Here is a 24,484-nt window from a genome sequence, read left to right as displayed (position 1 = left end):
GTGAGTATTCCTCCGGCCCAACAGGTCCCCACCCTGAACATCGCCAACGTCCTGACGGTGGTGCGAATCCTGCTGGTTCCGTTCTTCATCTGGTTCCTGCTCCTCGACGAGAGCGCCGACGACGGGTCCGGTGGGTTGTTCCGCTGGCTCGCGGTGGCGGTCTTTGCGGTCGCCATCTACACCGACAAGCTCGACGGCGACCTGGCACGGAGTCGGGGATTAATCACCGACTTCGGGAAGATCGCCGACCCGATCGCCGACAAACTGCTGATCGGTGCGGCCCTGATCCTGCTCTCAATCCTCGGGGAACTCTGGTGGTGGGTCACCATCGTGACCCTCGTCCGCGAACTCGGTATCACCGTGCTGCGGTTCGCGGTCATCCGGTACGGTGTGATGCCCGCATCACGCGGCGGGAAACTCAAGACAGTGATCCAGACGTTCGCCATTTTCCTGTACCTGCTCCCGCTGGCTGGGCTGGTCGGCGAATGGTACAACTGGCTCGCGGTCGCGGTGATGCTCGCGGCCGTCGCCGTCACCGTCGTGACCGGACTGGACTACATCGTCCAGGCCATCCGGTTGCGTCGGAGCGCCCGCGCGTCCGGGCAACCGGGCGACCCGACGTCGTAACCGCGACGCCGATGCCCAGCTCCTTCCCCGCCGGGCCCGCTGCTGAGGTGGTCCGGCTGGCAACCGGCCTTCGCCTCACCCTCGCGACCGCCGAATCCCTGACGGCCGGCATGGTGTGCGCCGCGCTGGGCGCGGTGCCCGGTGCTTCGGCCGTGCTGCAGGGCGGGGCCGTGACCTACCAGAACGACATCAAGGTGGGTGTGCTCGGCGTCGACCCCGCGGGGCTTGCCACCACCGGTGCCGTGGACGCCGACGTCGCCCGCCAGATGGCCGACGGAGCGCGCCGGGTCTTCGGTGCCGATCTCGCAGTCTCCACCACCGGCGCCGCTGGTCCCGAACCCCACGGCGGCAAGCCGGTGGGGACGGTGTTTGTCGCGGTGGCGTCGGCGGACGGCACCAGCGTTCAGGAGTACCTGTTCGACGGCGACCGGGAGACTGTGCGTGCCCTCGCGTGCGGCGCCGCCCTCGAACAGATGGCTGCTCTGTTACGGGCACGGGTCCGGGCGCAGGACCCCGGGAACAAAATGTAGGACCGAACAGTTATCATTACTGTCAGCCATTGAACAGGTTGGCAGCTTAGGCTTGAAACTACCAAGCCGGTCCAGCTCCCTAAGGAGACACCGGATCAAATGCAACGAGGGAGCATGGCGATTCAGATGGTAAAGCAACCCGTATCCATAAACGGCGTAGTCCGTTGGCGGGATGTGGGGTTGGCGGAAGATGCACAGCGCAAGCCGAAGGAGCGCAAAATGGTAGTGCTACGCCATGAGATCGGCGATGTCCTGCGGGATGTCCGCCAGCGGCAGGGCCGCACGCTGCGCGAGGTTTCGCACAGTGCTCGAGTCTCACTCGGTTACCTCAGTGAGGTGGAGCGGGGCCAGAAGGAAGCATCTTCGGAGCTCCTGTCCTCCATTTGCACGGCGCTCGACGTTCCGTTATCCCTCATGCTCCGCGAAGTCAGCGATCGTCTCGCAGAAGCTGAGGGCGTTTCAGTACCCGACACGGTGCCCCAGGAATTCGCCCGCGCGTTTGTTGGCGACCTTCCGGATGATCTGTCCGACGATTTCAGCCGCGGTCTGGCAACGACCAACCGTTAGGCCCGAAGCAGTATTTTCAGTAGCTAAACGCAGCCCGCCGGGGTCATCCCGGTGGGCTGTGTTGTGCGTTCCGCCTACCAGTTGTCCTTGGTGTAGGTCTCGTTGAGCTGGGCGATCAGGGTGCCCAGGGTGGTGAGATCCTTGACATCCCAGTCCTCCATCAGATGATGGAACGCCTCCTTGCGGGCCGTCTGGGCTGTCACGAGCTGCTTCGACCCGGCAGGGGTCAGCGTGATCGACTGGGCCCGGCCATCCAGGGGGTCGGCTTCCTTCTGTACCAGCCCGAGCTGTTCGAGCATGGCGATCTGTCGGCTGACCGATGGCTTCCCGACGCCGATGCTCGCGGCGATGTCCGTGAGGCGCATCGCCCCCTCGCGTTGCAGGATCACCAGCAGCCCGTAGGCGGCAGGTTCCATGTCCGGGTGAACACGCCGGGCAACCTTGTAGGAGTTCGACCGTGCCCTCCGCCAGAGCATGCTCAGTTGTTGTTCAAGCGCCTGAATGGCAGTGTCTACGGCGGGGTCGGCTTCTCGGTGCTCGGCTGTCATGTGGTTCATTCTATGGTTTCCGACACAATCGCCCACCAATGGGGTCCAAAAGTGCCACTCCGTGCCGTCGAAGGACGACCGGCCCCGGGGAAAATGAGAGGATGACCAGATGCGTACCAGTGCCTTTTGGCGGCTTATGGATGACGAGTTCGGCGGCGGATACTCCCGCACCCTGGCCCGCACCATCGTCCTCGCCGGTCTTGGCGGCCGGACGCCCGAGGAGGCCCTTGCGGCAGGGATCAGCCCCCGCGAGGTCTGGACGGCGGTCTGTGACCTGCAGGATGTCCCCCAGGAGCGGCGCCTGGGCAGGGATATCACCCCGAAGTAGTCCCGCCGGAGCCCTGACACGCCGCACCACGTTATTCGAATATTTGTTCGGGTAGGACTATCATTTGATAGAGACGGTGGTCGTGGTTATCCACATACGCCGTGAAGCTTCTCAATTTGTCAGTGCCCCGGGCTACCGTCGAATTGAACACGAAAACGGCCGCTACGGCCACAATCAACTGAGGTGAAGAATGGCCGCACCAGCAGACCGCGAGAAAGCTCTCGAAGCAGCACTCGCGCAGATCGACAAGCAGTATGGCAAAGGTTCGGTGATGCGTCTGGGCGATGAGGTGCGCGCCCCCATCGAAACCATCTCCACCAGCTCCATCGCACTGGATGCCGCGCTGGGCATAGGCGGACTTCCCCGGGGCAGGGTCGTCGAGATTTATGGACCTGAGTCCTCGGGTAAGACCACCCTGGCGCTCCACGCTGTCGCCAATGCACAGCGCAACGGCGGCATCGCGGCATTCATCGACGCTGAGCACGCCCTCGATCCCGAATACGCCAAGCGGCTCGGCGTCGACACCGACGCACTCCTGGTCTCCCAGCCGGATACCGGCGAGCAGGCGCTGGAGATCATGGACATGCTGATTGGTTCCGGCTCGATCGACGTGGTGGTGATTGACTCGGTTGCGGCGCTGGTGCCCCGTGCTGAGATTGAGGGCGACATGGGCGACAGCCACGTGGGTCTTCAGGCACGACTGATGAGCCAGGCGCTCCGGAAGATCACCGGCCGTCTTGCCCAGAGCAAGACCACGGCGATCTTCATCAACCAGCTGCGCGAGAAAATCGGTGTGTTCTTCGGTAGCCCGGAAACCACCACGGGTGGCAAGGCGCTGAAGTTCTACGCCTCCATCCGCATTGATGTCCGTCGGATTGAGACCCTCAAGGAAGGCGCGGTGCCGGTGGGTAACCGGACCCGGGCCAAGGTGGTCAAGAACAAGATGGCACCGCCCTTCAAGCAGGCCGAGTTCGACATCCTGTACGGCTACGGAATCTCCCGTGAGGGTGGGCTGATCGACGTCGGTGTGGAGAACGGGCTGGTGAAGAAGTCCGGTGCCTGGTTCACCTACGACGGTGACCAGCTGGGTCAGGGCAAGGAAAACGCCCGGAAGTTCCTGCTGGATAACCCGGACCTGACCGACGAGCTGGAACGCCGCATCAGGGAGAAGCTGGGTGTGGGCGCTGCCGCCGAGGACGCAACCGTTGAACCCAAGGCAAAGGCGGAGCCCAAGCTGAAGGCGGTCAGCGGAGAGAACCGCTAGGCAGCCGTGCCTTTCGGACAGAACAGCGGCAAGGGGTCCTTTGGGCAAAGCTCCGGCAAAGGATCGTTTGGGCAAAGCTCCGGCAAGGGGTCATTCGGGCAGAGTAGCGGGCTGGGAGCCAAGCGCACGTCCGGGGGAACCCGAAAGACCACGGCTGCTAAGTCCCCAGGCCCAAAGTCTCCAGCCCGAAAGTCGTCTGCGCCAAAGGGGGATGGCGGGGGAGCCGCAGACGCGGACCCCTACGCCACGGCCCGGTCGATAGTCCTGCGCCAGCTCACCTTGGCACCGAAGAGCCGGCACCAGCTCGCCTCCAAACTAGCGGAGCGGGAGGTGCCGGACGAGGTGGCAGCCGCGGTGCTGGACCGGTTCGAGGAGGTCGAGCTGATCGATGACGCCGAGTTCGCCATGATGTGGGTGCGGAGCCGCGCAGCGACACGGTCGCTGGCACGCAGCGCCCTGAAGAGGGAACTGGCCGGGAAAGGAATCCACGGGGACCTTGCCGAGGACGCGCTGGCCCAGGTCAGCGACGACGAGGAGCGGGAGGCCGCCGAGCAGCTGGTACGCCGCAAGTACCGCCCCCTCGCCAGCGCCGGTGACCGGGCCAGCCGTGACAAGGAAACCCGGCGGCTGGTGAGCATGCTCGCCCGGAAGGGCTACAGTCCGTCCCTCGCCTTCGGGGTGGTGAAGGCTGTGCTCGACGATGTGGCCGAGCGTGAGGACGAGTACGAGAACGAGGGCTTCGACGCGGTGGCCAGCGACAGCTCGGAGCTCGATTTTCGGTAGGCCAAGCCAGGGCAGACTCGGTTTGGCCAGGCCAGGCCAGATCCGGCGCAGGTCGGGCCGCCGGTTCGGGTGCCGGGCCTGCACGCACTCCCCGATGCGCCGCGCCGTTACCCATTCGTTCCCTTAATCCGCCGGGTGAGGTATGGCGGACCCAGATCGCCGAACTGTAGGCTGAACATCCTTATGATCGGGCTGGGGCGCGGGGTGACTGCTGCACGGACGGGCGCTGGTGCAGCGTTGGCCGTGCTGGCTCTTGGCGCCTCGCTCCTGACGGCCATTGCCCCGGCGGCCGCGCAGGACTTTCCCACCTGGGAGGAGATCCGCGCCGCCAAGGACAACACCTCGGCCAAGCAGGCCCAGGTCGTCGAGATCGAATCCCTGCTGGATGGACTGCAATCCAACTCAGCCGAATTGGGAGACGCTGCGGTGCACTCGGCCACCGAACACGCACAGGCCGCCCAGGAGCTGCGCGCGAGTGAGCGGCTCTCGGATACCCTCGCCGTCCAGCTGGCCGGCGCCGAAGCGGAATCGGAAGACCTGCATCGGGCTGCGGGCGCCGCGGCCGCCCTCTCCTACAAGACCGGAAGCGCCAACACGGGCATGCTTGTCCTGCTGGATCCTGAGGGGGCCATGGACCTGCTCGACCGCATGATGGTGCTCGAAAGGGTGACCGACCGCGCCGCCGGGTCCTACAGCGACGCCGTTGCAGCCGAACGTGAGGTTGAGTCCCTCAGGGACCAATACGACGCTGCCACCGACCGGCACCGGGAACTTGCCACCGAGGCCGCCCAACGGCTCACCGACGCCCAGGAGGACGACACCGCGGCGCGGGCAGCGGTGCAGGAACACCAGTCACGGTCCGCCGAGCTGTTCGAACAACTGGCCGAGCTCAAGGACACCACCGCCAGCCTGGAAGCCGAGCGCATCACCGGGCTGGCGGAACAGGCAGCCTTCCTCGAACAGCAGGCGGCGGCCGAGGCAGCCGCCAAGGCACGTGAGGCTGCAGCTGCTTTATCGGCCACCATCGCCCCGCCCCGCGCTCCGGCACCCCCAGCCGTGGCGGCCCCAGCGCCACAGCCGACGCCCGCTCCACGCCCCACCCCGCCTGCGCCCGTTCCGACCACACCAGCACCTGCTCCCGCTCCGAGGCCGGCACCGGCCCCCGCCCCAGCGCCCGCTCCCAGGCCAGCGCCGGGCCCAGCTCCCGCGCCGGTGCCCGCCCCCGCGCCCGCCCCCGCGCCCGCCCCCGCGCCGGCGCCCGGCCCGCTTGTTGACGACCCCGCCGGCGCCCAGGCCTACGCTTCCTCGCGCCTACCCTCCTTCGGTTGGGACAACGGCCAGTTCCAATGCCTGGTCAGCCTGTGGAACAAGGAATCCCGCTGGCTGACCAGTGCCAACAACCCCTACAGCGGGGCGTACGGGATACCGCAGTCGCTGCCCGGCAGCAAGATGGCCAGTTCCGGCGCCGACTGGCGCACCAACTACCGCACCCAGATCGAATGGGGGCTCGGGTACATCGATGGCCGCTACGGGTCCCCGTGCGCCGCCTGGCAGCACTCCCAGCGCGTCAACTGGTACTAGACGCCCGGATCGGCTGAGATCCGATTGTGGGGGTCGGCCGGGCGCACGTACCCTTAACAGGTGAGTCTCATTACCCCGACCCTTCCCCCCGGTCTCCCCGCCACGTCGGCGGGCGCGGCTGAAGCTCCGACCTCGGAAGTAGGGCGCACCTACGAGGTGCGCACCTATGGCTGCCAGATGAACGTCCACGATTCCGAGCGGATCTCGGGCCTCCTGGAGGACGCCGGCTATACCGCTGCCACCGACGCGCAGGCCGACGTCGTCGTCTTCAATACCTGCGCGGTGCGGGAAAACGCGGACAACAAGCTGTACGGCAACCTGGGGATGCTCGCCTCTGTGAAGGAAACCCACCCCGGCATGCAGATCGCCGTCGGGGGATGCCTGGCCCAGAAGGACCGCGAAACCATCCTGGCGAAGGCACCCTGGGTCGACGCGGTCTTCGGTACCCACAACGTCGGTGCACTTCCCGCTCTCCTGGAGCGGGCACGCCACAACAATGAGGCGCAGCTGGAGATCCTCGAATCCCTGGACGTTTTCCCCTCCACCCTTCCCACCAAGCGCGACGCCGTGTACTCCGGCTGGGTGTCCATCTCTGTCGGGTGCAACAACACCTGCACCTTCTGCATCGTGCCGGCACTGCGTGGCAAGGAGCGCGACCGGAGGCCAGGGGACATTCTCGCTGAGATCGAAGCGCTGGTCGCCGACGGGGCCATCGAGGTAACGCTGCTCGGCCAGAACGTGAACTCCTACGGCGTAGAGTTCGGCGACCGGGGGGCCTTCGCAAAACTACTCCGCGCGTGCGGCAGCATCGAGGGCCTCGAACGGGTCAGGTTCACCAGCCCCCACCCGGCGGCGTTCACCGACGATGTCATCGACGCGATGGCTGAAACGCCCAACGTGATGCCCCAGCTGCACATGCCCCTGCAATCCGGCTCCGACAGCGTCCTGAAGGCCATGCGCCGTTCCTACCGGTCCACCAAGTTTCTGGGCATCCTGGACCGGGTACGGGAAAAGATTCCGCACGCCTCAATCTCCACGGACATTATTGTGGGGTTCCCCGGCGAAACGGAGGAGGACTTCCAGGGCACGCTCGACGTCGTCGAGAAGTCCCGTTTCGCGACCGCCTTCACCTTCCAGTACTCCAAGCGTCCGGGCACTCCCGCCGCCGACCTGCCCGGGCAGATTCCCAAGGCCGTGGTGCAGGAACGGTTCGAGCGGCTCACCGCGTTGCAGGACCGCATCGCCGCCGAGGAGAACGCGATGCAGCTGGGGCGCAGCGTCGAGCTGATGGTGACAGCCCAGCAGGGCCGCAAAGCCAGCGAGACCCACCGCCTGTCCGGGCGCGCCCGCGACCAACGACTGGTCCACTTCTCGGTACCCGACGGCGTCACGCCTCCCCGGCCGGGCGACCTGGTCACAGTCACCGTCACCGAGGCGGCAGCATTCCACCTGGTCGCCGACCCGGCGACCGCGGCAGACATCCAGATCAGGCGGTCACGGGCCGGCGATGCGTGGGATAGGTCACAGGCCGACTCCTGCGGTGCGCCCACTCCCGGCACGACCTCGCCAGGTGCCGCAGTATCGCTGGGAATGCCCACGCTCCCCGTCCGCGGCGCCTAGCGTTGCCAACCACCGAGCCCACCGGTCCGCCCCTGGTCGCCGTCGTCGGTCCCACCGGGTCCGGCAAGTCCTCGATCGGCATCGATCTGGCCCGCAGGTTCGACGGTGAGATCATCAACGCGGACTCCATGCAGTTCTACCGCGGCATGGATATTGGCACCGCCAAGGTGACCCTTGAGGAACGGCTCGGGGTCCCGCACCATCTGCTCGACACGCTCGACGTGCGGGATGAGGCAAGCGTGGCCGCGTACCAGGAGCAGGCGCGGGCGGCGGTCGACGACATCCGCGGGCGCGGCCGGATGCCGATCCTGGTCGGCGGATCCGGTCTCTACCTCCGGGCGGCCCTGGACGTCCTGGAGTTTCCGGGCACGGATGCAGCCATCCGCACCCGGTTGGAGGATGAGCTTGCCCGCGCGGGAGCCGACCCCCTGCGCGAGCGGCTGGCCGACGTCGACCCGGTGTCCGCGGGGCGGGACCTCGACCCACGGCGCCTGATCCGCGCACTCGAAGTCCATGAGGTCACCGGCCGACCGTTCAGCTCCTTCATGCCGCAACGCCGGTACCACCAGCCGGCACTGCAGATCGGCCTGCAGGTTGACCGGGCTCTGTTGCGGGAACGGCTCGCCACCAGGGTCCACACCATGGTGGACAACGGATTACTCGACGAAGTCGCCACCCTCGACAGCCAGGGCCTGCGCACCGGCCGCACCGCGTCACGGGCCCTCGGCTACGCCCAGTTCCTGCGCGTCCTTGACGGGGAGTGGACCGCAGACGAGGCAGCCAGTGACACCATCGACGCCACCCGTCGCTTCGCCCGCCGACAGCTCACCTGGTTCCGGGCCGACCCGCGCATCACCTGGCTCGATTGGGAGGACCCGCTCCTCGCCACCCGGGCCGCAGATCACATCCGGCACACGTTCGGCCTATCCTAGACAGGTGACTACACGACCCGATGCACTCCTTTCCCCCGCACCCAGCGCCCTCGCGGGGGTGGCCTTCACCAAGGGGCACGGCACCGGCAACGACTTCATCCTGGTCACTGATCCCGACGGTGAATTACAGATCCGTCCCGACGACGTCGTCGCCGTCTGTGACCGGCACCGCGGGATCGGCGCCGACGGGCTGATCCGGGCCATCAGGTCCCACCATCTGCCCGAGGGACGCGCGCTGCTCCAAAGCGACCCGTCCGCCGAATGGTTCATGGACTACCGCAATGCGGACGGTTCGCTCTCCGAGATGTGCGGCAACGGCGTCCGGGTGTTCGTCCATCTGCTGGTCTCCACCGGGCTCCTCACCCTCGCCGAGGGTGCGACGGCGTCCATTGCCACCCGCGGTGGCATCAAAGTGGTGGAGCGTTCCGCCGACGGCTACTCGGTGGACATGGGCCCCTGGGAGTTTATCTTCCCGGGGGAGGCGGCCTCCAGGGCCACCGATTCGCTGGTGGAGACTGACGGGCTGGAGGTGCCGCGGCCGGCCCTGTCCATCAGCATGGGCAACCCTCACACGGTGGTCGCACTCGCCGAACCCTCCGAACTGGATGCCGCGCGCCTGTTCACGCCCCCACTCGTCGAGCCAGCCCCCGTTGAGGGGACCAACGTCGAGTATGTGGTGCCCCACGACCCGCTCGTTCACGACGGCGTCGGACGCGTCCGGATGCGGGTCCACGAGCGGGGCGTGGGGGAGACCCTGTCCTGTGGGACCGGGGCGTGCGCCGCAGCGGCAGCCACCCGGTTCTGGGCCGGTGCAGGGGCCCCTCTCGCCTGGAGCGTCGAAGTGCCGGGCGGCGTCGTCGGGGTCCGTTTCCATGCGGGACCCGAGGGACGCGAACACGTGAGCCTTAGCGGGCCGGCCGTCCTGGTGGCAACCGGGACGTTCCTCTAGGCCGGTCTAAGCCGGCCGGTTATCTCAGGAACTGAGCCGCTCCACCTGGATGATCCTGAAGGACTTCGAGGAGGCAGTCCTCGACACCTCGTACCCAACTCCCAGCTGATCGCCCAGCCACTTCTGCAGGGAATCCGCGCCGAGGTTCTTCTGCACCACGAGGAAAGCCGACCCGCCCGTGGAGAGCCGGGGGAGCCACTTCAGCAGCAGCGCATGCAACTCGTCCTTGCCTACCCGGATCGGTGGGTTTGACCAGATCGTGTCGAAGGTGGCACCGGCGTCCACCTCTTCGGGGCGTTGGGCGACGACGTTGCGCAGCCCCAGCAGTTTCGCGTTCTCGGCAGTGAGCGCCAGGGCGCGTTCGTTCACATCGACGGCAACCACCTCGGCGTCGGGCGCCTTCAGAGCAAGGGTCAGCGCCAGTGGCCCCCAGCCACAGCCAATGTCCAGCATGCGGGTGCCCTCGGGGTCGGGCGCCTCAGCCAGGAGAATGCGGGTGCCCTTATCGAGGCCGTCCGCGCTGAAAATGCCTGACGAGGTCACCAGGGTGCGCTCCACTCCGGCCAGGACCGTGCGGAGCGGCTTTCGGATTTCCGGGCCGGACGGCTGGGCGCTGAAGTAGTGGGAATCCATAACAAACCAGCGTAGTCGAGCACCCGGCCCTTTCACGTATGACGTAACCAACGGGACCGATGGGCGACCCCAGGGGCTCAGCCTCCCCACCAGCCGACGCCCTGGGCGTCGTAGACGAGATCCGCTGCGACGGAACCGAGGGGCTCGGCCACATCATAATCCGCCATGTCACGGCCCGCCTCGACCGGGTCGTCGACCGAAAGGGACGACCGGCCCCTGATCAACCCGGCCTGCTGCCCACCGGGGGACAGATAGACGATCGAGATGGTGTCCCCGTCAACCCACGCGTCGTCGACCCGTACCTGCTCCCATTCCGTGGGACCGCCATCCCGCAACCGTTCCAGGCAGGACAGGAGCACGGTCTCCAGCCAGGAGGGCGCTGGCAGGGCGCGAAGCTCCCGGATCAGGGAGTGATGGCGGGCCGAATACATGCCGAGATCCTATCGTTGGCAGCCCGGGACCACGGCAACCCGGCGGGCCGGTGGAACAAATGACCGATTGCGCGCTCAGTGAATTGCCTCACCCGATCCGCGGGTGGGCGACTACCATTGAAGGACACCACTTTAGGGAGCGTATGTCCACGAGTAACGGGGGACCGGCCACGCCGGAACCGGAGATTGGCCCAGCCGAGATCCAGGCAGTCATCGACAGGATCCTGGCGAAAGACGAAGCAGCGTCCGCGAAGGCAGCGGGCAACCGATTCGCCAGCGCCGCGACAGGGCAGGATCATGAGCGGTCGTCCTACGACGGCGATCAGCAGGATCTTGAGGAGCGTCGCGCACTGCGGCGCGTCGCGGGACTGTCCACCGAGCTGGAAGACGTCACCGAGGTCGAATACCGGCAGCTCCGCCTGGAGCGTGTGGTGTTGGCTGGACTGTGGAGCGAAGGCACCGCTGAGGATGCCGAAAACTCGTTGCGGGAACTGTCAGCCCTAGCGGCCACCGCCGGCTCCGAGGTGCTCGACGGGATCGTCCAGCGCCGTCTCAAGCCGGACCCCGGCACCTTCCTCGGCTCGGGCAAGGCCCAGGAGCTCAAGGATATCGTGGTGGCTACCGGTGCAGACACGGTGATCGTCGACAGCGAGCTTTCGCCCTCCCAGCGCCGCGGTCTGGAGGACATCGTCAAGGTCAAGGTCATCGACCGGACCGCCCTCATCCTGGACATCTTTGCGCAGCATGCCAAGTCCCGCGAGGGCAAGGCCCAGGTGGAACTCGCCCAGCTCGAGTATCTGTTGCCACGGCTGCGTGGCTGGGGCGACTCGATGTCCCGGCAGGCTGGTGGCCAGGTGGGTGGCGCCGGTGCGGGTATGGGTTCCCGTGGCCCCGGTGAAACGAAAATCGAACTGGACCGTCGGAAGATCCGTACCCGGATGGCGAAGCTGCGTCGGGAAATCAGCGGCATGTTGCCGGCCCGGGAAACGAAGCGCGCGAACCGCCGTCGCAATGAGATTCCGTCGGTCGCGATCGCCGGTTACACCAACGCAGGCAAGTCCTCGCTGCTGAACCGCCTGACCGACGCCGGGGTGCTCGTGGAGAACGCCCTGTTCGCCACCCTCGATCCCACGGTTCGGAAGGCGGAAACCGCCGACGGACTCGGCTACACCCTGGCCGACACGGTCGGGTTCGTCAGGTCGCTGCCGACCCAGCTGGTCGAAGCGTTCCGGTCCACGCTGGAGGAGATCGCCGATTCCGACCTGATCCTGCACGTCGTGGATGTCTCCCACCCGGACCCGGAGGGCCAGATCGCCGCCGTCCGCGAGGTCCTCGCCGAGGTCGACGCCCGCAAGGTCCCCGAGATCATCGTCCTGAACAAGGCCGACGCCGCAGATCCGTTTGTGATCGAGCGCCTGCGTCAGCGCGAACCACGGCACGTGGTGGTCTCGGCCCGCACCGGGCAGGGCATCCCCGAGCTCCTGGAAGCCATCAGTGCCGCCATTCCCCGCCCCAGTGTGAAGCTGACCCTTCTGGTGCCCTATGAGCGCGGCGACGTCGTGAGCCGCCTGCACCAGTCCGACGCCGAGATCCTCAATCTCGAGCACATGGAGTCGGGAACCCGGCTCGACGTGATGGTGCGCGAGGGTCTCGCCGCTGACCTGGAGGAATTCCGCCAGCATGCCTGAGAGCGGTGCCACCGGGCCGCTGGAACTCCTCGATGCCGCAGTCGAAGCCATGGGTGGTGAGAACCGCACCGGCCAGCACGAGATGACGCAGCGGGTCGCCGAGGCGCTCAATTCCGGCGACCACCTGCTGGTCCAGGCGGGAACGGGTACCGGCAAGTCTCTGGCCTACCTCATTCCGCTGATCTCCCACGCCCTGGCCCACGACAAGCCAGCAATCGTGTCGACGGCGACCCTCGCCCTCCAGGCTCAGATAGTCGGCCGGGATGTGCCCCGGCTCCTGAAGGCGTTGAACGGCAAACTGCCGCGCCCGGTGGACGTTGTCCTCCTCAAGGGCCGCGGGAACTACGTCTGCAAGCACAAGACCGGCGGCGGCTTCCCTGAGGAAGGGGCCCCCGACGCGCTCTTCAGCCTCGGTGAGGACACCGCTGCACCCCACCCGGCGGCAGGCCCGGCCACACCGCTGGGCCGCGAGGTGGTCCGGCTCCGGGAATGGGCGGAGGACACTGAGACGGGTGACCGCGACGAACTTACCCCTGGCGTCAGCGAGCAGGCCTGGCGTCAGGTGTCGGTGAGCAGCATGGAGTGTCTGGGAGCCCAGAAATGCCCTGTTGCAGCTGAATGTTTCAGCGAGCGGGCCCGGGCGAAGGCGGGGGACGCCGACATCGTCATTACCAACCACGCCATGCTGGCCATCAGCGCGTTCGAAGGGCTGGCCGTCCTGCCCGAGTACGACGTGGTGGTCATTGATGAGGCACACGAACTGCATGACAGGGTCACGGGCGCGGTCTCCGGGCAGCTTTCGACCGGCATGATCTCCGCCGCTGCCTCAGCGGCGCGCCGACACCTGTCAGTGAGCGCTGAACCCCTGGATTCAGCGAACCGCTTCTTCGAGTCGACGGTCGAGGGCATCCCTTCCGGCCTGATGGCTGCAGGCCTCACCGAGGACCAGGAATCCGCCATCACGCAGGTCCGTGAGGCCTGCCGCGCGGTGCTCTCGGATGCGAAGGGGGATGGCCCAACCCCGGCGGACGGTGGCCGGCAGATGGCCAAGTCCCATGTCATGGCGGTCTTTGAACTGTGTGAACGACTGCTCACCGCGACCCCCGCTGGGGAAGTGCTGTGGGCGTCACGGCCCAGCACCTTCTCTCCGGGTACCGGGTATTCGCAGCCTGACGACACTGCGCCCGCCACGATCAACATTGCGCCGCTCTCCGTCGCAGGGAAATTGCGGGAGGGGCTCTTCGCCGACCACACGGTGGTGCTGACGTCGGCGACCCTCGCCATCGGTTCCGAGTTCGGACCGGTCGCCGGTTCGCTGGGGCTTGCCGGGGCGTCTGCGCCCTCCTGGACCGGGGTCGACGTCGGCAGTCCGTTCGACTACCCGAAGCAGGGCGTGCTCTACGTGGCGAAGGATCTGCCCAAGCCTGAGCGTGGCACCTCGCCGGCCCAACTCGATGAGCTGGAGGTGCTTCTCAAGGCCTCCCGGGGTGGGGCACTCGGGTTGTTCTCGTCCCGCCGCGCCGCGGAAGAAGCGGCAGAGGCGCTGCGACCCCGGGTCGACTTCGACATCCTGTGCCAGGGCGACTCCTCGATGTCCGCCCTGGTCAAGCAGTTTTCCGATGAGCCGGACACCTGCCTGTTCGGCACCATGTCGTTGTGGCAGGGAGTGGACGTGCCCGGCAGGTCCTGCCGACTCGTGACCATCGACCGGATTCCGTTCCCCCGGCCCGACGACCCCCTGATGACAGCCCGGACGAGGGCGGTGGCCAAGGCTGGCGGCAACGGCTTCATGAGCGTTTCCGCGACGCATGCGGCTGTCCGGCTCGCCCAGGGCGCCGGACGGCTGATCCGCGCGACCGAAGACAAGGGGGTGGTGGCGATCCTGGACTCCAGGCTGGCCAACGCACGGTACGGCTCGTTCCTACGTGCCGCACTTCCCCCGTTCTGGTCCACCACCGATCGCGCGACGGCGCTAGGGGTCCTGGAGCGTCTGGCTGGCGAGCCCCGCTAGAGGGCGCGCATCACCGAGACGACCTTGCCCATAATGGTGGCCTGATCGCCGAGGATCGGCTCGTACTGGGTGTTCTGCGGCAGGAGCCAGGTGTGGCCGTCACGCTGGCGGAACGTTTTCACCGTCGCCTCGTCGTCCAGCAGTGCTGCCACGATGTCACCGTTCTGGGCTTCCTGCTGCCGACGGACCACCACCCAGTCGCCGTCGCAGATCGCCGCGTCGATCATTGAGTCCCCATAAACGCGAAGCATGAACAGGTCGCCGTGGCCCACCAGCTGCCGCGGCAGCGGCATGACGTCCTCGACCACTTGGTCCGCGAGGACGGGCCCACCAGCAGCAATCCGGCCGACCATGGGAACCATTGCAGCGTCAATGGCACCGCCGATCTCGGTTGGAGCTCCCGCAGCGGTCCCAGCGGCGGCGCCCTTCTGGTCGTGATCAAGGGTGAGGGGCAGCAGGATCTCCATCGCGCGGGGCCGCTTCGGATCCCGCCTTAGGTACCCCATCCTTTCCAGCTGCGAGAGCTGGTGGGTGACGCTTGACAGGCTCGCCAGCCCCACCGTGTCTCCGATCTCGCGCATGGACGGGGGATAGCCGTTGGTGCCGATCGCCCGCTGGATGGTCTCCAGGATTTTCTTCTGCCGGACGGTCATTCCCTTGGGCACCTGCCGACCCCGGGGGCGGCCACGGGCGGGGAGGGCCGTGGGAGCCAGGTCGGAGGTCTGTTCATCCAGTGGTCCGTCGGACTCTTTCACGGTCGCTGTCCCTTCGATAAGAATCCAGGTGACCCGGCGGATCCTGATGTTTTCAGGGGCCGAGCTTATTTTGTCAGTGGCGGATGATGTGCTGATTTCTGCTGGAACCAAACCATCATCCTTGCCCTAACGGTATGGGAGTTAGGACACGTTTTCAAACATTTGTTCGATCGTGTCTCGACAAAGTTCGTCAATGAGTGCTAAAAATAAACAAGCAGTAATTCGAAGATAAGTTCGAACAAAACGGGTTCACCCGGTTTTACAGTCGAACAGGATCCCCGGCCCGTTGGCCGGGCCCGGCCGCAGCGCCGGGATCGAATGGACTGATTCGAGTACAGAGAGGTGTATCCATGTCTGTCATCACCACACACCAAGATTCCCCCGCCCGTGACACCAGCCGCGCAAAACTGCGGCTCACCCGCCGCGGCAGGCTCCTGTTGGTCGGCCTGCCGATCGTGCTGCTGGCATCAGCCGCCCTCATGTTGTCCGGCTTCTTCAACTCCCCGGCGAAGGCCTCCAGCGAACACGGTGAATTCACCCAGACCGTCAGCGTGAGCGTAGCCTCCGGCGAAACCATCTGGCACCTGGCCACCGAGTTTGCTCCCGAGCGGGACCCACGCGACGTCGTGGCCGAGATCGTCGAACTGAACAGCCTCAGCACCTCGGTACTGCAGGCTGGGCAGCAGCTGGACATCCCGTCCGGACGGTGACCCGCAGCACCCTCGCAGAAGCACCCTCGCAGCGCAATTCACTGCCGGCCCGTCAGGTCACTGCCGGCCCGTCAATATAGCCAACCCGGTCCGCCAGCTTTCGGCCGCCGACGCGGTGCGCCAACGGTTGTGCGCTTACCTGCCAACATGGACTTGCCTGTCAGCGTGGCCTTGCAGGTGGTAGCGCGGACTTGCAGGTGGCCCGATTCTGTACTGGCGGGCTCCGCGCTTAACCTTGAGAGGTGAGCGAACAGTTTGAGCGGTTGAGCCGATTGCCCCTACGCGACGATCTCCGGGGGAAGCACCCTTACGGTGCCCCCCAGCTGGACGTCCCGATCCTCCTGAATGTCAACGAGAACACCTACGGGGTCCCGGACGAGGTGCGGGAGGCAATCATCGCTGCGATCAGCCATGAGGTCGGCGGCCTGAACCGGTACCCGGACCGGGAGTTCACCGAGCTCCGCACCAACCTGGCCCGGTACCTGGGCCACGGGCTGACTCCGGACAACCTCTGGGCGGCGAACGGGTCCAATGAGGTGCTGCAGCACCTTCTGCAGGCTTTCGGGGGGCCGGGTCGGTCCGCGATTGGCTTCCCGCCGACCTACTCCATGTATCCGCTCCTTGCCAGCAGCACCGGCACCCGGTACATCGCCGGGGAAGGAAACGGGCAGTTTGATCTCAGTGCCGGCGATGCTGCCCGCCAGGTACAGCAGTCCGGGGCAAACATCGTTTTCCTTTGCTCGCCCAACAATCCCACCGGTTCCGCCCTTGGGCTGGACGTCGTGGAAGCCGTTTATGAGGCCAGCGAGGACGCCCAGGCGATCGTGATCGTCGATGAAGCCTACGCAGAGTTTGCCCACACCGGCACCGTCAGCGCCCTGACCCTACTGGAGGGCCGCGAGCGCCTCGTGGTGTCCCGCACCATGAGCAAGGCCTTTGCCATGGCCGGAACCCGTCTCGGTTATCTGGCGTCCGCACCCGAGGTTACTGATGCGCTGCGGCTGGTCCGCCTGCCATATCACCTCTCGGCAGTGACGCAGGCGACCGCCAACGCCGCCCTGACCCACTCCGGGAAGCTGCTTGCCAATGTGGAAAACATCAAGGCGCAGCGGGACCGGATCGTCGAGAGCCTGCGGGGTCTGGGACTGTCACCGGTCCCGTCGGACGCCAACTTCGTCCTCTTCGGAGGTCTTGAGGATCCACAACGCATCTGGCAGGGCCTGCTCGACGCGGGCGTCCTGATCCGTGACGTTGGCATCCCCGGCCATCTGAGGGTCACGGCCGGTACCGAGACCGAAACCACAGTGTTCCTTGACACTCTGGGATCGTTGCTGGGCAGGACCGTCTCCTAGACTGGTAGGAGACCGTGCCCAGCGGCATCGCGCGTTGGCGACACGAACCACCGCATCACCCAGCACCCATCCGCTATGCACCAAGCGAAACGAACCAACCGAAGGACAGTCATGAGCGTGGAAACCACCGTCGGACGCACTGCGAGCCGGGAGCGGGCCACCAGCGAATCATCGGTCTTCGTCCAGGTGGATCTGGACGGCACAGGCCGAGCGGAGATCAGCACCTCGGTGCCGTTCTACGACCACATGCTGACAGCCCTGGCGAAGCACTCCCTGATCGACCTGACGGTCCGTGCCACTGGCGATACCCACATTGACGTCCACCACACCGTCGAGGACGTAGCCATCACCCTCGGCGAAGTGCTCCGGGAGGCCCTGGGCAGCAAGGCCGGGATCCGCCGGTTCGGCGAAGCGACGGTTCCCCTTGATGAGGCGCTGGCCAACGCGGTCGTCGACATCTCAGGCAGGCCCTATCTGGTGCACACCGGCGAACCCGCAGGCCAGGAGTACCACCTGATCGGTGGACACTTCACCGGCTCGCTGACCCGCCACGTCTTCGAGGCCATCACCCTGCACGCCCAGATCTGCTTGCACATGACCGTTCTTGGCGGGAGGGACCCGCACCACATCGTTGAGGCCCAGTTCAAGGCATTTGCCCGCGCCCTCAGGGCTGCGGTGGAGCCTGACCCACGGGTGGAGGGCATTCCGTCTACCAAGGGGGCGCTATGAGTGCCCCACGTGTCACCGTCCTGGACTACGGTTCCGGGAACATCCGATCGGCGGTCCGTGCCCTTGAGCACGTCGGGGCCGACGTCACGCTCAGCGCCAAGCCCGACGACGTGCTCAACGCCGACGGACTGGTCGTGCCCGGCGTCGGGGCCTTCGCGACGGTGATGAAGGGGCTCAAGGACGTCGATGCCCTCCGGATGATCGGTCGACGGGTCGCCGGCGGTCGCCCGGTCCTGGGGATCTGCGTCGGACTGCAGATCCTCTTCGACGAGGGCGTCGAACACGGTGTCCGCTCCGCAGGCATGGGTGAATGGCCTGGAACCGTCGAGCGGCTCCAGGCCGACGTCGTCCCCCACATGGGCTGGAATACCGTCAAGGCACCTGTCGGGTCCCGCCTCTTTGAGGGGATCGACAACGAACGGTTCTATTTCGTGCACTCCTATGGGGTGCAGCAGTGGAAGTTTGACGTCACCCAGCCGGCCATGAAGCCGCCGCTGGTGACCTGGGCAGACCATGGTGGACCGTTCATTGCGGCCGTCGAAAACGGTCCGCTGAGCGCCACCCAGTTCCACCCCGAAAAGTCGGGTGACGCTGGGGCGGCCCTGCTGTCGAACTGGACAGCAGGGCTCCGTTAGCCATGTGGAGCATAGTGCTGATGGGACTTGCTGGCCTGCTGATCGGTGGGGCCATCTCCTTCCGGGCGCAGGAATTGCCCAAGTTCCTGATCATCAGCTTCTGGGTGCTTGCCGGAATGGCCCTGCTCGGCGCCTACCTGCTGACCCTCACCGACATCTGATCCTGAAGACATCCGACAGCTACGAAAGAGTCCCAACACCTGATGAGCCCCTTTACCGAATCACCCATTCTTGAACTGCTGCCAGCTGTTGACGTCGTCGATGGTCAGGCAGTCCGCCTGGTCCAGGGCGAGGCGGGCAGTGAAACTGGCTACGGCGACGCCCTCGAAGCAGCCCTCGCCTGGCAGCACGATGGTGCCGAGTGGGTCCACCTGGTGGACCTGGATGCCGCGTTTGGCCGGGGATCCAACCGGGACCTGCTGGGCCGCGTGGTCGACCAGCTCGACATCAAAGTCGAGCTCTCCGGCGGCATTCGCGACGACGCCAGCCTTGACGCGGCACTTGAGCTCGGTGCGCACCGGGTGAACCTTGGCACTGCGGCGCTTGAAGATCCCGAATGGACCGCTTCCGCCATCGCCCGCTACGGCGACAAGATTGCCGTCGGCCTGGACGTGCGCGGCACCACCCTCGCAGCCCGCGGCTGGACCCAGGAGGGCGGGGATCTATGGGAAGTTCTGCAGCGCCTCGAAGACGCCGGCTGCTCCCGGTATGTCGTCACCGATGTGACCAAGGACGGCACGCTCCGCGGACCGAACCTCGAACTCCTTCAGCAGGTACTGGAACGCACCTCGCGGCCGGTCGTGGCGTCCGGTGGCATCTCCAGCCTGGAAGACCTCGCGGCGCTGCGCCAGCTGGTCCCGCAGGGGCTGGAAGGGGCGATTGTCGGGAAGGCGCTGTATGCGGGGGCTTTCACCCTGCCCCAGGCGCTAGACATCGCCGGCCACCCGGCGCCGCGCGTGTGAGCGAACGGCACCTCCCGGCGCACATTGCCGCCGCCCTTGCCGGCAATACCGCCGACTCGGCCGGGCAGGCCTGGGAAGGCCGTGACCTGAGTGGCGACGGCAACCCGCTGCACAACTTCGACGACGACGACGGCGCCGCCCCACCCGCCTACACCGCGGCAGTCAACCGGCTGTTGACCGGAGACGGTGATGAGGCGGCGGTGCTCGCTGCGCTGGCCGGAGTCCGTGTCTTCGTGCCAGTGGTCGCCCAACTGGTGGCTGGGGGAGACCCCGCACATGGTGGGGACAAGGAAGCCGACATGGCCCTGGTGACCCTGAAGGCACCTGATGGCCGAAGTGCCCTGCCGGTGTTCAGCTCCACCGCAGCGCTCACCGCATGGCACCCGGAGGCCAGGCCGGTGGCGGTCTATGCCCCCCGCGCGGCACTCTCGGCGGTGGCTGACAACTCGGAACTGCTGGTCATTGATCCCGGAGCGCATTTCACCTTCGTGGTCCGCCGGCCGGCCCTCTGGGCACTGGCCCAACAGATTCCCTGGGAGCCCGCCTACAGGGATCCGCGGATTGCCGAACTGGTGGCCCTGGCTACCGGCGAGGAACCGGCCATCCTGCGGGCGGCAGTGGGCCCTGGCAGCGGGGTTCGGGCCCGGGCGGCAGACGGTACACTGGCATCCGGCGGCGGCCCGGGGCCAGAGGTGCGACTCCAGATCACCCTTCGTGACGGACTGGCCGAAGACGCCGTCCGCACAGTGGTCCAGCGGCTTCAGGACAACCTGCGCGGCAATACAGAATTTGTGGAACGGGTCGACTCACTTGAGGTGGTGCTGACCCGCTGAGAACGTGCGGGCGGACCCGCAGAAGAGGGAACACAGTGAACTTTGCCCTCTACCGGGAGCTCCTTCGCATCGTCCCGGTGCGGCGCCTGCTCATCGTGGGGATGATCGCCCGGTTCCCGCATTCAGCGGCGGGCGTCCTGCTGACCCTGCACGTGGTGCAGACCCTCGATCGCGGCTACGCCGAGGCTGGCGCCGTCGCCGCCTTGCTGACGATTGGGATCGCCGTTGGTGCGCCCTGGCGGGGCCGCCGGGTCGACAGTGCGGGGCTCCGAAAGGCCCTGATCCCCTCGGTCATCGCCGAGGCGGTGATCTGGTCGGTTGCTCCCCAACTGTCTTACGAATGGCTGCTCCTCGCCGCACTGGTTGGCGGCCTGTTCACCCTGCCCGCGTTCTCGGTGGTCAGGCAGTCCCTCGGCGTCATGGTCACCGGCGAGAAGCGGCGTACCGCGTTCACCCTCGACGCCATCGGCACCGAAATGATCTTCATGGTGGGCCCGGCGCTGGGCGTGATCCTGGCAACCCAGGTCTCCACGGTGCTGGGACTTACCCTCGTGGGACTGGCCACCGCCGGGGCCGGCCTGTTCCTGATGTGGTTCAACCCGCCGACCCGTACCGAGCAGCTTGGCGCCTCCGCGGCCGCGCCTACCGAGGCCGAAGACGAGGCTGCCGCCGTCGGGGCGCTGGTCGCTGCGGCCCCGGCCCATGTCACTGAGGCGTCGGCTGAACTTCATCCGGGTAGACGTACCGCCGCCGGGCCAGCGGCTTTGAAGGACCGGATGGCCGGGAGCTTCGGCTGGCTCTCAGTTGCCGTTGCGGTGGTCCTGGTGGTCGCCGCCGGAGCAGGACTGGTGTTGGCCGGGACCGAGGTCGGGATTGTGGCAGCGCTCGAGGAAACCGGGCGAGAGGGCGAACTCGGGCTGGTCTTCGCCGCCTGGTGCGCAGCATCGGTGGTCGGTGGGCTGGTCTACGGAGCGCTGCGCCGGCCAGTGTCACCCCTGGTGCTGTTGCTGCTCATGGGGCTGTTCACCATTCCGATGGGGTTCGCAGAAAACACCCTGGCACTGTGTCTCCTGTCGATCCTGCCCGGTTTCCTGTGCGCACCGGTGCTATCCGCCGCATCGGAACGGGTGGCAGACCTGGTGGTCGAGGAACGCCGTGGGGAGGCGATGGGCTGGTACGGCTCGGCGCTCACCTCAGGTGTGGCGCTCGGGGCGCCGCTGGCGGGTATCACCATTGACACGGTGGGACCCTCCGCCGCGTTCACCACCGTGGGGTCAGTCGCGGTCACCATCTGTGTCCTCGGCCTCGGCGCCCAGCAGGTACGACGCCGACGTGCTGCGTGAGAGCTAGTTGACGGCCCCGGTGAACTTCTCCCCGGGTCCCTTCCCGGGGGCGTCCTGGATGACCGAAGCCTCACGGAACGCCAGCTGGAGCGACCGCAGGCCGTCGCGCAGCGGGCCGGCGTGCTGGCCGCCAATCTCTGGTGCGGCCGCGGTGACAAACCCGGCGAGGGCGGTGATGATTTTCCGGGCCTCGTCCAGATCCTTGAGCTCCTCCGCGTCGTCGCCTTCGGCCAGGCCGCACTTCACCGCGGCGGCACTCATCAGGTGCAGGGCGCTGGTCATGATCAATTCGACGGCGCTTACCTCGGCAATGTCGCGCCGGACCTGGCGGCCGTCGTCGTCCGTTGGCTGCCCGGCAGCGCTCGGCTGCGTTGGTTCGCTGGCTGCGCTGGCGGAATCGCCGTTGTCGGCGGGGGACTGGAAGACATTGCGGGCGCTGTCTGGATTACTGGCGGGGGTGCTCATGCTGGTAAGCTTGTCACAGACCGACTGGAGGTCGCTATTTCCTGCGCCCGCACGGGGCATGAAAAAGATCACTTCCAGTTTGCAAGCGGAGTCCTCTCCCACCCGCGATTGCCAGGTGTTTCGTTTCGAAGCATGGTGGCAGCCGGGTAATAGGTCGGTGCGTACGGCGCGGGATTGCTTTCCTGTCAGTACGGCCCCACTGTAGTGGGCTCACCGATCATCGAGGCCTCTGATTGCACTGCAATCGGGGGCCTTCTTCTGTTGCGGTGGGTAACACTTCATAAGATTTCAGGAGCAACACATTAGCGAGCCAAGAATCAATGATCGTATCCGCGTCCCTGAGGTGCGGTTGGTAGGACCTGCGGGCGAACAGGTAGGCATCGTCCGTATTGAGGATGCTCTCCGTCTTGCCTCCGAGTCAGACCTTGATCTTGTTGAGGTTGCACCGCAGGCCAAGCCTCCGGTTGCCAAGCTGATGGATTTTGGCAAGTACAAGTACGAAGCCGCCGTCAAGGCTCGTGAGGCGCGCAAGAACCAGACGAATACCGTTCTCAAGGAGATCCGGTTCCGCCTGAAGATTGACACCCACGACTACGAGACCAAGCGCGGACATGCAATGCGTTTCCTGGGCGCCGGTGACAAGGTCAAGGCCATGATCCAGTTCCGTGGACGTGAGCAGCAGCGCCCCGAGATGGGTATCCGCCTGCTGCAGAAGTTCGCGGAAGACGTTGCCGAGGTGGGCATCGTGGAGTCGACTCCGCGAATCGACGGCCGCAACATGGTGATGGTCATCGGTCCGGTCAAGAACAAGGCCGAAGCGAAGGCTGAGGCTCGACGCGCCACCCAGCGTGCCGACGCCAAGGCAGCGAACGAGGCTGTGAAGGCTGGTACGGAGAAGGTTGACACCACTCCGGACAAGGCGCCAATGACGCAGAGCCTCGCCGACCTGCTTCCTGACGGCTATTCGACGACGGCCTCGCAGGAGGCTGCAGAAGAAGCAGCAGCGCAGAAAGTGATCGACGCCGAGGTTGCAGCGAAGGAAGCCGCAGCCCAGGAGATCGTCGATCGCGAGAAGGCGGTCCAGGACAAGGCGGACAAGGAAGCTGCAGCAGCCGAGGCCGCGAAGGCGGCGAAGGCTGCTGAGAAGGCTGCCGCCGACGCACCCAAAGCCCCGGCCAAGCCCAAGACAGCAGAGAAGCCAGCGCCGGCCGCCAAGCCTGCCGCGGCGCCGAAGCCGATGGCAACCCCGAAGCCAATGGCGATGCCCAAGCCAGCAACACCAAAGCCTGCCAGCAAGGCTGCTCCCCGGAGCACGCCGAGCCGGCCTAAGCCAGGAACCTCCGACTAGGGATCCAGATCCCCGGAGCCACCCGGCGCCCTAATAAACCCGCAGGCACCCCCGCGGGTGCCGTACGAACCGCCCGCAGTCGCGGGCGGAAACCAAAGGAGATCGGTTCTCATGCCGAAGATGAAGACCCACAGCGGTGTCAAAAAGCGTTTCAAGCTGACCGGAAGCGGCAAGCTCAAGCGCCAGCAGGCCAACCGCCGTCACTACCTGGAGCACAAGCCCTCCACCCTGACCCGCCGTCTCGGCAGCGACAAGATCGTCTCGAAGGCCGACACCAAGGTCATCAAAAAGATGCTGGGCATCTAACTCACCAACCAACTTAACCGGGACAGGCCCAGTGCACTGCTGTTTGCAGGACAGGGCAACACCAAGATGTTCCGGTAGATCTACTGAAGGAGTACGCACGTGGCACGTGTGAAGCGGGCGGTAAACGCCCATAAAAAGCGTCGGGTTATTCTCGAGCGGGCGAAGGGTTACCGGGGGCAGCGTTCACGCCTATACCGTAAGGCCAAAGAGCAGCTCCTGCACTCGTTTGTCTACAGCTACGGCGACCGCCGCAAGCGCAAGGGCGATTTCCGTCGCCTCTGGATCCAGCGCATCAACGCTGCGTCCCGCGCCAACGGCCTGACCTACAACCGTCTGATCCAGGGCCTGAAGGCCGCTGAGATCCAGGTTGACCGCCGGATGCTGGCCGAGCTTGCAGTTTCCGACGCCAATGCGTTCGCCGCACTGGTGCAGATTGCCAAGGATTCGCTGCCTGCCGACACTTCGGCACCCGCTGGCGCCGAGGCCTCATCGGCCAAGGCACCAAAGAAGGCACCCGCCAAGGCATAGCCTGACGGCTTGGGCATAACGCCCCC

General features: G+C 66.2%; 28 protein-coding genes. 23 read left to right on the top strand and 5 right to left on the bottom strand.

Going from position 1 to position 24,484, the window contains the following annotated elements; genetic code table 11:
* The 3 genes from pgsA to IWX64_RS06220 all read left to right on the top strand — a co-directional run bounded on the left by pgsA (nt 1) and on the right by IWX64_RS06220 (nt 1,724).
* Nucleotides 1-627 (top strand): CDP-diacylglycerol--glycerol-3-phosphate 3-phosphatidyltransferase, encoded by a 627-nt coding sequence (gene pgsA, locus IWX64_RS06230; protein ID WP_196866286.1) that lies wholly within the window; start codon nt 1-3, stop codon nt 625-627.
* Between the two features lie 11 nt (nt 628-638).
* Nucleotides 639-1,157: a CinA family protein gene (locus IWX64_RS06225; RefSeq protein ID WP_196866285.1), complete on the top strand. Its 519-nt coding sequence runs from the start codon at nt 639-641 to the stop codon at nt 1,155-1,157.
* Between the two features lie 126 nt (nt 1,158-1,283).
* Nucleotides 1,284-1,724, top strand: coding sequence for a helix-turn-helix domain-containing protein (locus IWX64_RS06220; RefSeq protein WP_192477265.1), 441 nt, complete (start codon nt 1,284-1,286; stop codon nt 1,722-1,724).
* A gap of 74 nt (nt 1,725-1,798) precedes the next feature.
* Here the strand turns inward: IWX64_RS06220 and IWX64_RS06215 are convergent, their stop codons facing one another.
* Nucleotides 1,799-2,272, bottom strand: a complete 474-nt coding sequence (locus IWX64_RS06215) for a MarR family winged helix-turn-helix transcriptional regulator (RefSeq protein WP_196866284.1) — start codon at nt 2,270-2,272, stop codon at nt 1,799-1,801.
* A gap of 109 nt (nt 2,273-2,381) precedes the next feature.
* On the opposite strand from IWX64_RS06215, the gene IWX64_RS06210 reads away from it, so the two are divergent.
* From IWX64_RS06210 to dapF, 7 genes are all read left to right on the top strand, one after another.
* Complete coding sequence (locus tag IWX64_RS06210) at nt 2,382-2,600, top strand: DUF3046 domain-containing protein (RefSeq protein WP_196866283.1); 219 nt, start codon at nt 2,382-2,384, stop codon at nt 2,598-2,600.
* A gap of 190 nt (nt 2,601-2,790) precedes the next feature.
* Nucleotides 2,791-3,864, top strand: coding sequence for a recombinase RecA (gene recA / locus IWX64_RS06205; protein ID WP_196866282.1), 1,074 nt, complete (start codon nt 2,791-2,793; stop codon nt 3,862-3,864).
* Between the two features lie 258 nt (nt 3,865-4,122).
* On the top strand, nt 4,123-4,647 hold the full coding sequence (locus tag IWX64_RS06200; protein WP_442859034.1) for a regulatory protein RecX: 525 nt from the start codon (nt 4,123-4,125) through the stop codon (nt 4,645-4,647).
* Nucleotides 4,648-4,851: 204 nt separating this feature from the next.
* A complete protein-coding gene (locus tag IWX64_RS16960) occupies nt 4,852-6,228 on the top strand; it encodes a lytic transglycosylase domain-containing protein (RefSeq protein ID WP_334683184.1) in 1,377 nt (458 codons plus the stop codon).
* 60 nt (nt 6,229-6,288) lie between these two features.
* The gene (gene miaB, locus IWX64_RS06190; RefSeq protein WP_395939841.1) at nt 6,289-7,848 is read left to right on the top strand and encodes a tRNA (N6-isopentenyl adenosine(37)-C2)-methylthiotransferase MiaB; all 1,560 of its coding nucleotides are present in this window, start codon (nt 6,289-6,291) and stop codon (nt 7,846-7,848) included.
* Between the two features lie 2 nt (nt 7,849-7,850).
* Nucleotides 7,851-8,780 carry a tRNA (adenosine(37)-N6)-dimethylallyltransferase MiaA gene (gene miaA / locus IWX64_RS06185; protein ID WP_196866281.1) on the top strand — a complete coding sequence of 310 codons (930 nt, stop codon included), beginning with the start codon at nt 7,851-7,853 and terminating at the stop codon, nt 8,778-8,780.
* 4 nt (nt 8,781-8,784) lie between these two features.
* Nucleotides 8,785-9,729 carry a diaminopimelate epimerase gene (gene dapF / locus IWX64_RS06180; protein ID WP_196866280.1) on the top strand — a complete coding sequence of 315 codons (945 nt, stop codon included), beginning with the start codon at nt 8,785-8,787 and terminating at the stop codon, nt 9,727-9,729.
* 24 nt (nt 9,730-9,753) lie between these two features.
* Here the strand turns inward: dapF and IWX64_RS06175 are convergent, their stop codons facing one another.
* On the bottom strand, nt 9,754-10,362 hold the full coding sequence (locus tag IWX64_RS06175; RefSeq protein WP_196866279.1) for a class I SAM-dependent methyltransferase: 609 nt from the start codon (nt 10,360-10,362) through the stop codon (nt 9,754-9,756).
* A 77-nt stretch (nt 10,363-10,439) separates the two neighbouring features.
* The gene (locus IWX64_RS06170; protein ID WP_196866278.1) at nt 10,440-10,793 is read right to left on the bottom strand and encodes a hypothetical protein; all 354 of its coding nucleotides are present in this window, start codon (nt 10,791-10,793) and stop codon (nt 10,440-10,442) included.
* 143 nt (nt 10,794-10,936) lie between these two features.
* Between IWX64_RS06170 and hflX the strand changes: the two genes are divergently transcribed.
* Both hflX and IWX64_RS06160 read left to right on the top strand, forming a co-directional pair.
* Nucleotides 10,937-12,481: a GTPase HflX gene (gene hflX / locus IWX64_RS06165; protein ID WP_196866277.1), complete on the top strand. Its 1,545-nt coding sequence runs from the start codon at nt 10,937-10,939 to the stop codon at nt 12,479-12,481.
* On the top strand, nt 12,474-14,492 hold the full coding sequence (locus IWX64_RS06160) for an ATP-dependent DNA helicase (protein ID WP_196866276.1): 2,019 nt from the start codon (nt 12,474-12,476) through the stop codon (nt 14,490-14,492). Before hflX ends, IWX64_RS06160 begins: the two co-directional genes overlap by 8 nt.
* Here the strand turns inward: IWX64_RS06160 and lexA are convergent.
* A complete protein-coding gene (gene lexA, locus IWX64_RS06155; RefSeq protein ID WP_245346162.1) occupies nt 14,489-15,145 on the bottom strand; it encodes a transcriptional repressor LexA in 657 nt (218 codons plus the stop codon). The two genes, IWX64_RS06160 and lexA, sit on opposite strands and share 4 nt — an antisense overlap.
* 452 nt (nt 15,146-15,597) lie before the next feature.
* Between lexA and IWX64_RS06150 the strand changes: the two genes are divergently transcribed.
* The 8 genes from IWX64_RS06150 (at nt 15,598) to IWX64_RS06115 (ending at nt 21,811) form a co-directional block, all read left to right on the top strand.
* Nucleotides 15,598-15,957, top strand: coding sequence for a LysM peptidoglycan-binding domain-containing protein (locus IWX64_RS06150; RefSeq protein WP_196866275.1), 360 nt, complete (start codon nt 15,598-15,600; stop codon nt 15,955-15,957).
* A 242-nt stretch (nt 15,958-16,199) separates the two neighbouring features.
* On the top strand, nt 16,200-17,309 hold the full coding sequence (locus tag IWX64_RS06145; RefSeq protein WP_196866274.1) for a histidinol-phosphate transaminase: 1,110 nt from the start codon (nt 16,200-16,202) through the stop codon (nt 17,307-17,309).
* 111 nt (nt 17,310-17,420) lie between these two features.
* Entirely contained in the window at nt 17,421-18,038 is a 618-nt protein-coding gene (gene hisB, locus IWX64_RS06140) for an imidazoleglycerol-phosphate dehydratase HisB (RefSeq protein WP_196866273.1), read from the top strand.
* A complete protein-coding gene (hisH, locus tag IWX64_RS06135; RefSeq protein WP_196866272.1) occupies nt 18,035-18,673 on the top strand; it encodes an imidazole glycerol phosphate synthase subunit HisH in 639 nt (212 codons plus the stop codon). Before hisB ends, hisH begins: the two co-directional genes overlap by 4 nt.
* A 20-nt stretch (nt 18,674-18,693) precedes the next feature.
* Nucleotides 18,694-18,834, top strand: a complete 141-nt coding sequence (locus IWX64_RS06130) for a hypothetical protein (protein ID WP_196866370.1) — start codon at nt 18,694-18,696, stop codon at nt 18,832-18,834.
* Between the two features lie 42 nt (nt 18,835-18,876).
* Entirely contained in the window at nt 18,877-19,635 is a 759-nt protein-coding gene (priA, locus tag IWX64_RS06125) for a bifunctional 1-(5-phosphoribosyl)-5-((5-phosphoribosylamino)methylideneamino)imidazole-4-carboxamide isomerase/phosphoribosylanthranilate isomerase PriA (protein ID WP_196866271.1), read from the top strand.
* Complete coding sequence (locus tag IWX64_RS06120) at nt 19,632-20,468, top strand: SseB family protein (protein WP_196866270.1); 837 nt, start codon at nt 19,632-19,634, stop codon at nt 20,466-20,468. Before priA ends, IWX64_RS06120 begins: the two co-directional genes overlap by 4 nt.
* A gap of 35 nt (nt 20,469-20,503) precedes the next feature.
* The gene (locus tag IWX64_RS06115; protein WP_196866269.1) at nt 20,504-21,811 is read left to right on the top strand and encodes an MFS transporter; all 1,308 of its coding nucleotides are present in this window, start codon (nt 20,504-20,506) and stop codon (nt 21,809-21,811) included.
* 3 nt (nt 21,812-21,814) lie between these two features.
* Here the strand turns inward: IWX64_RS06115 and IWX64_RS06110 are convergent, their stop codons facing one another.
* Entirely contained in the window at nt 21,815-22,276 is a 462-nt protein-coding gene (locus IWX64_RS06110) for a DUF1844 domain-containing protein (protein ID WP_196866268.1), read from the bottom strand.
* 343 nt (nt 22,277-22,619) lie between these two features.
* On the opposite strand from IWX64_RS06110, the gene infC reads away from it, so the two are divergent.
* The 3 genes from infC to rplT all read left to right on the top strand — a co-directional run bounded on the left by infC (nt 22,620) and on the right by rplT (nt 24,458).
* Nucleotides 22,620-23,624 carry a translation initiation factor IF-3 gene (gene infC, locus IWX64_RS06105; protein ID WP_395939840.1) on the top strand — a complete coding sequence of 335 codons (1,005 nt, stop codon included), beginning with the start codon at nt 22,620-22,622 and terminating at the stop codon, nt 23,622-23,624.
* A gap of 111 nt (nt 23,625-23,735) precedes the next feature.
* Entirely contained in the window at nt 23,736-23,930 is a 195-nt protein-coding gene (gene rpmI, locus IWX64_RS06100; protein WP_019483418.1) for a 50S ribosomal protein L35, read from the top strand.
* A gap of 99 nt (nt 23,931-24,029) precedes the next feature.
* Nucleotides 24,030-24,458: a 50S ribosomal protein L20 gene (gene rplT / locus IWX64_RS06095; protein WP_196866267.1), complete on the top strand. Its 429-nt coding sequence runs from the start codon at nt 24,030-24,032 to the stop codon at nt 24,456-24,458.
* The last annotated feature ends 26 nt before the right edge of the window (nt 24,459-24,484 follow it).

Origin of the sequence: Arthrobacter sp. CAN_A212 (assembly GCF_015752345.1) — a bacterium.
Classification (GTDB): domain Bacteria; phylum Actinomycetota; class Actinomycetes; order Actinomycetales; family Micrococcaceae; genus Arthrobacter_D.
This window is presented reverse-complemented; position numbering and strand designations above follow the sequence as displayed.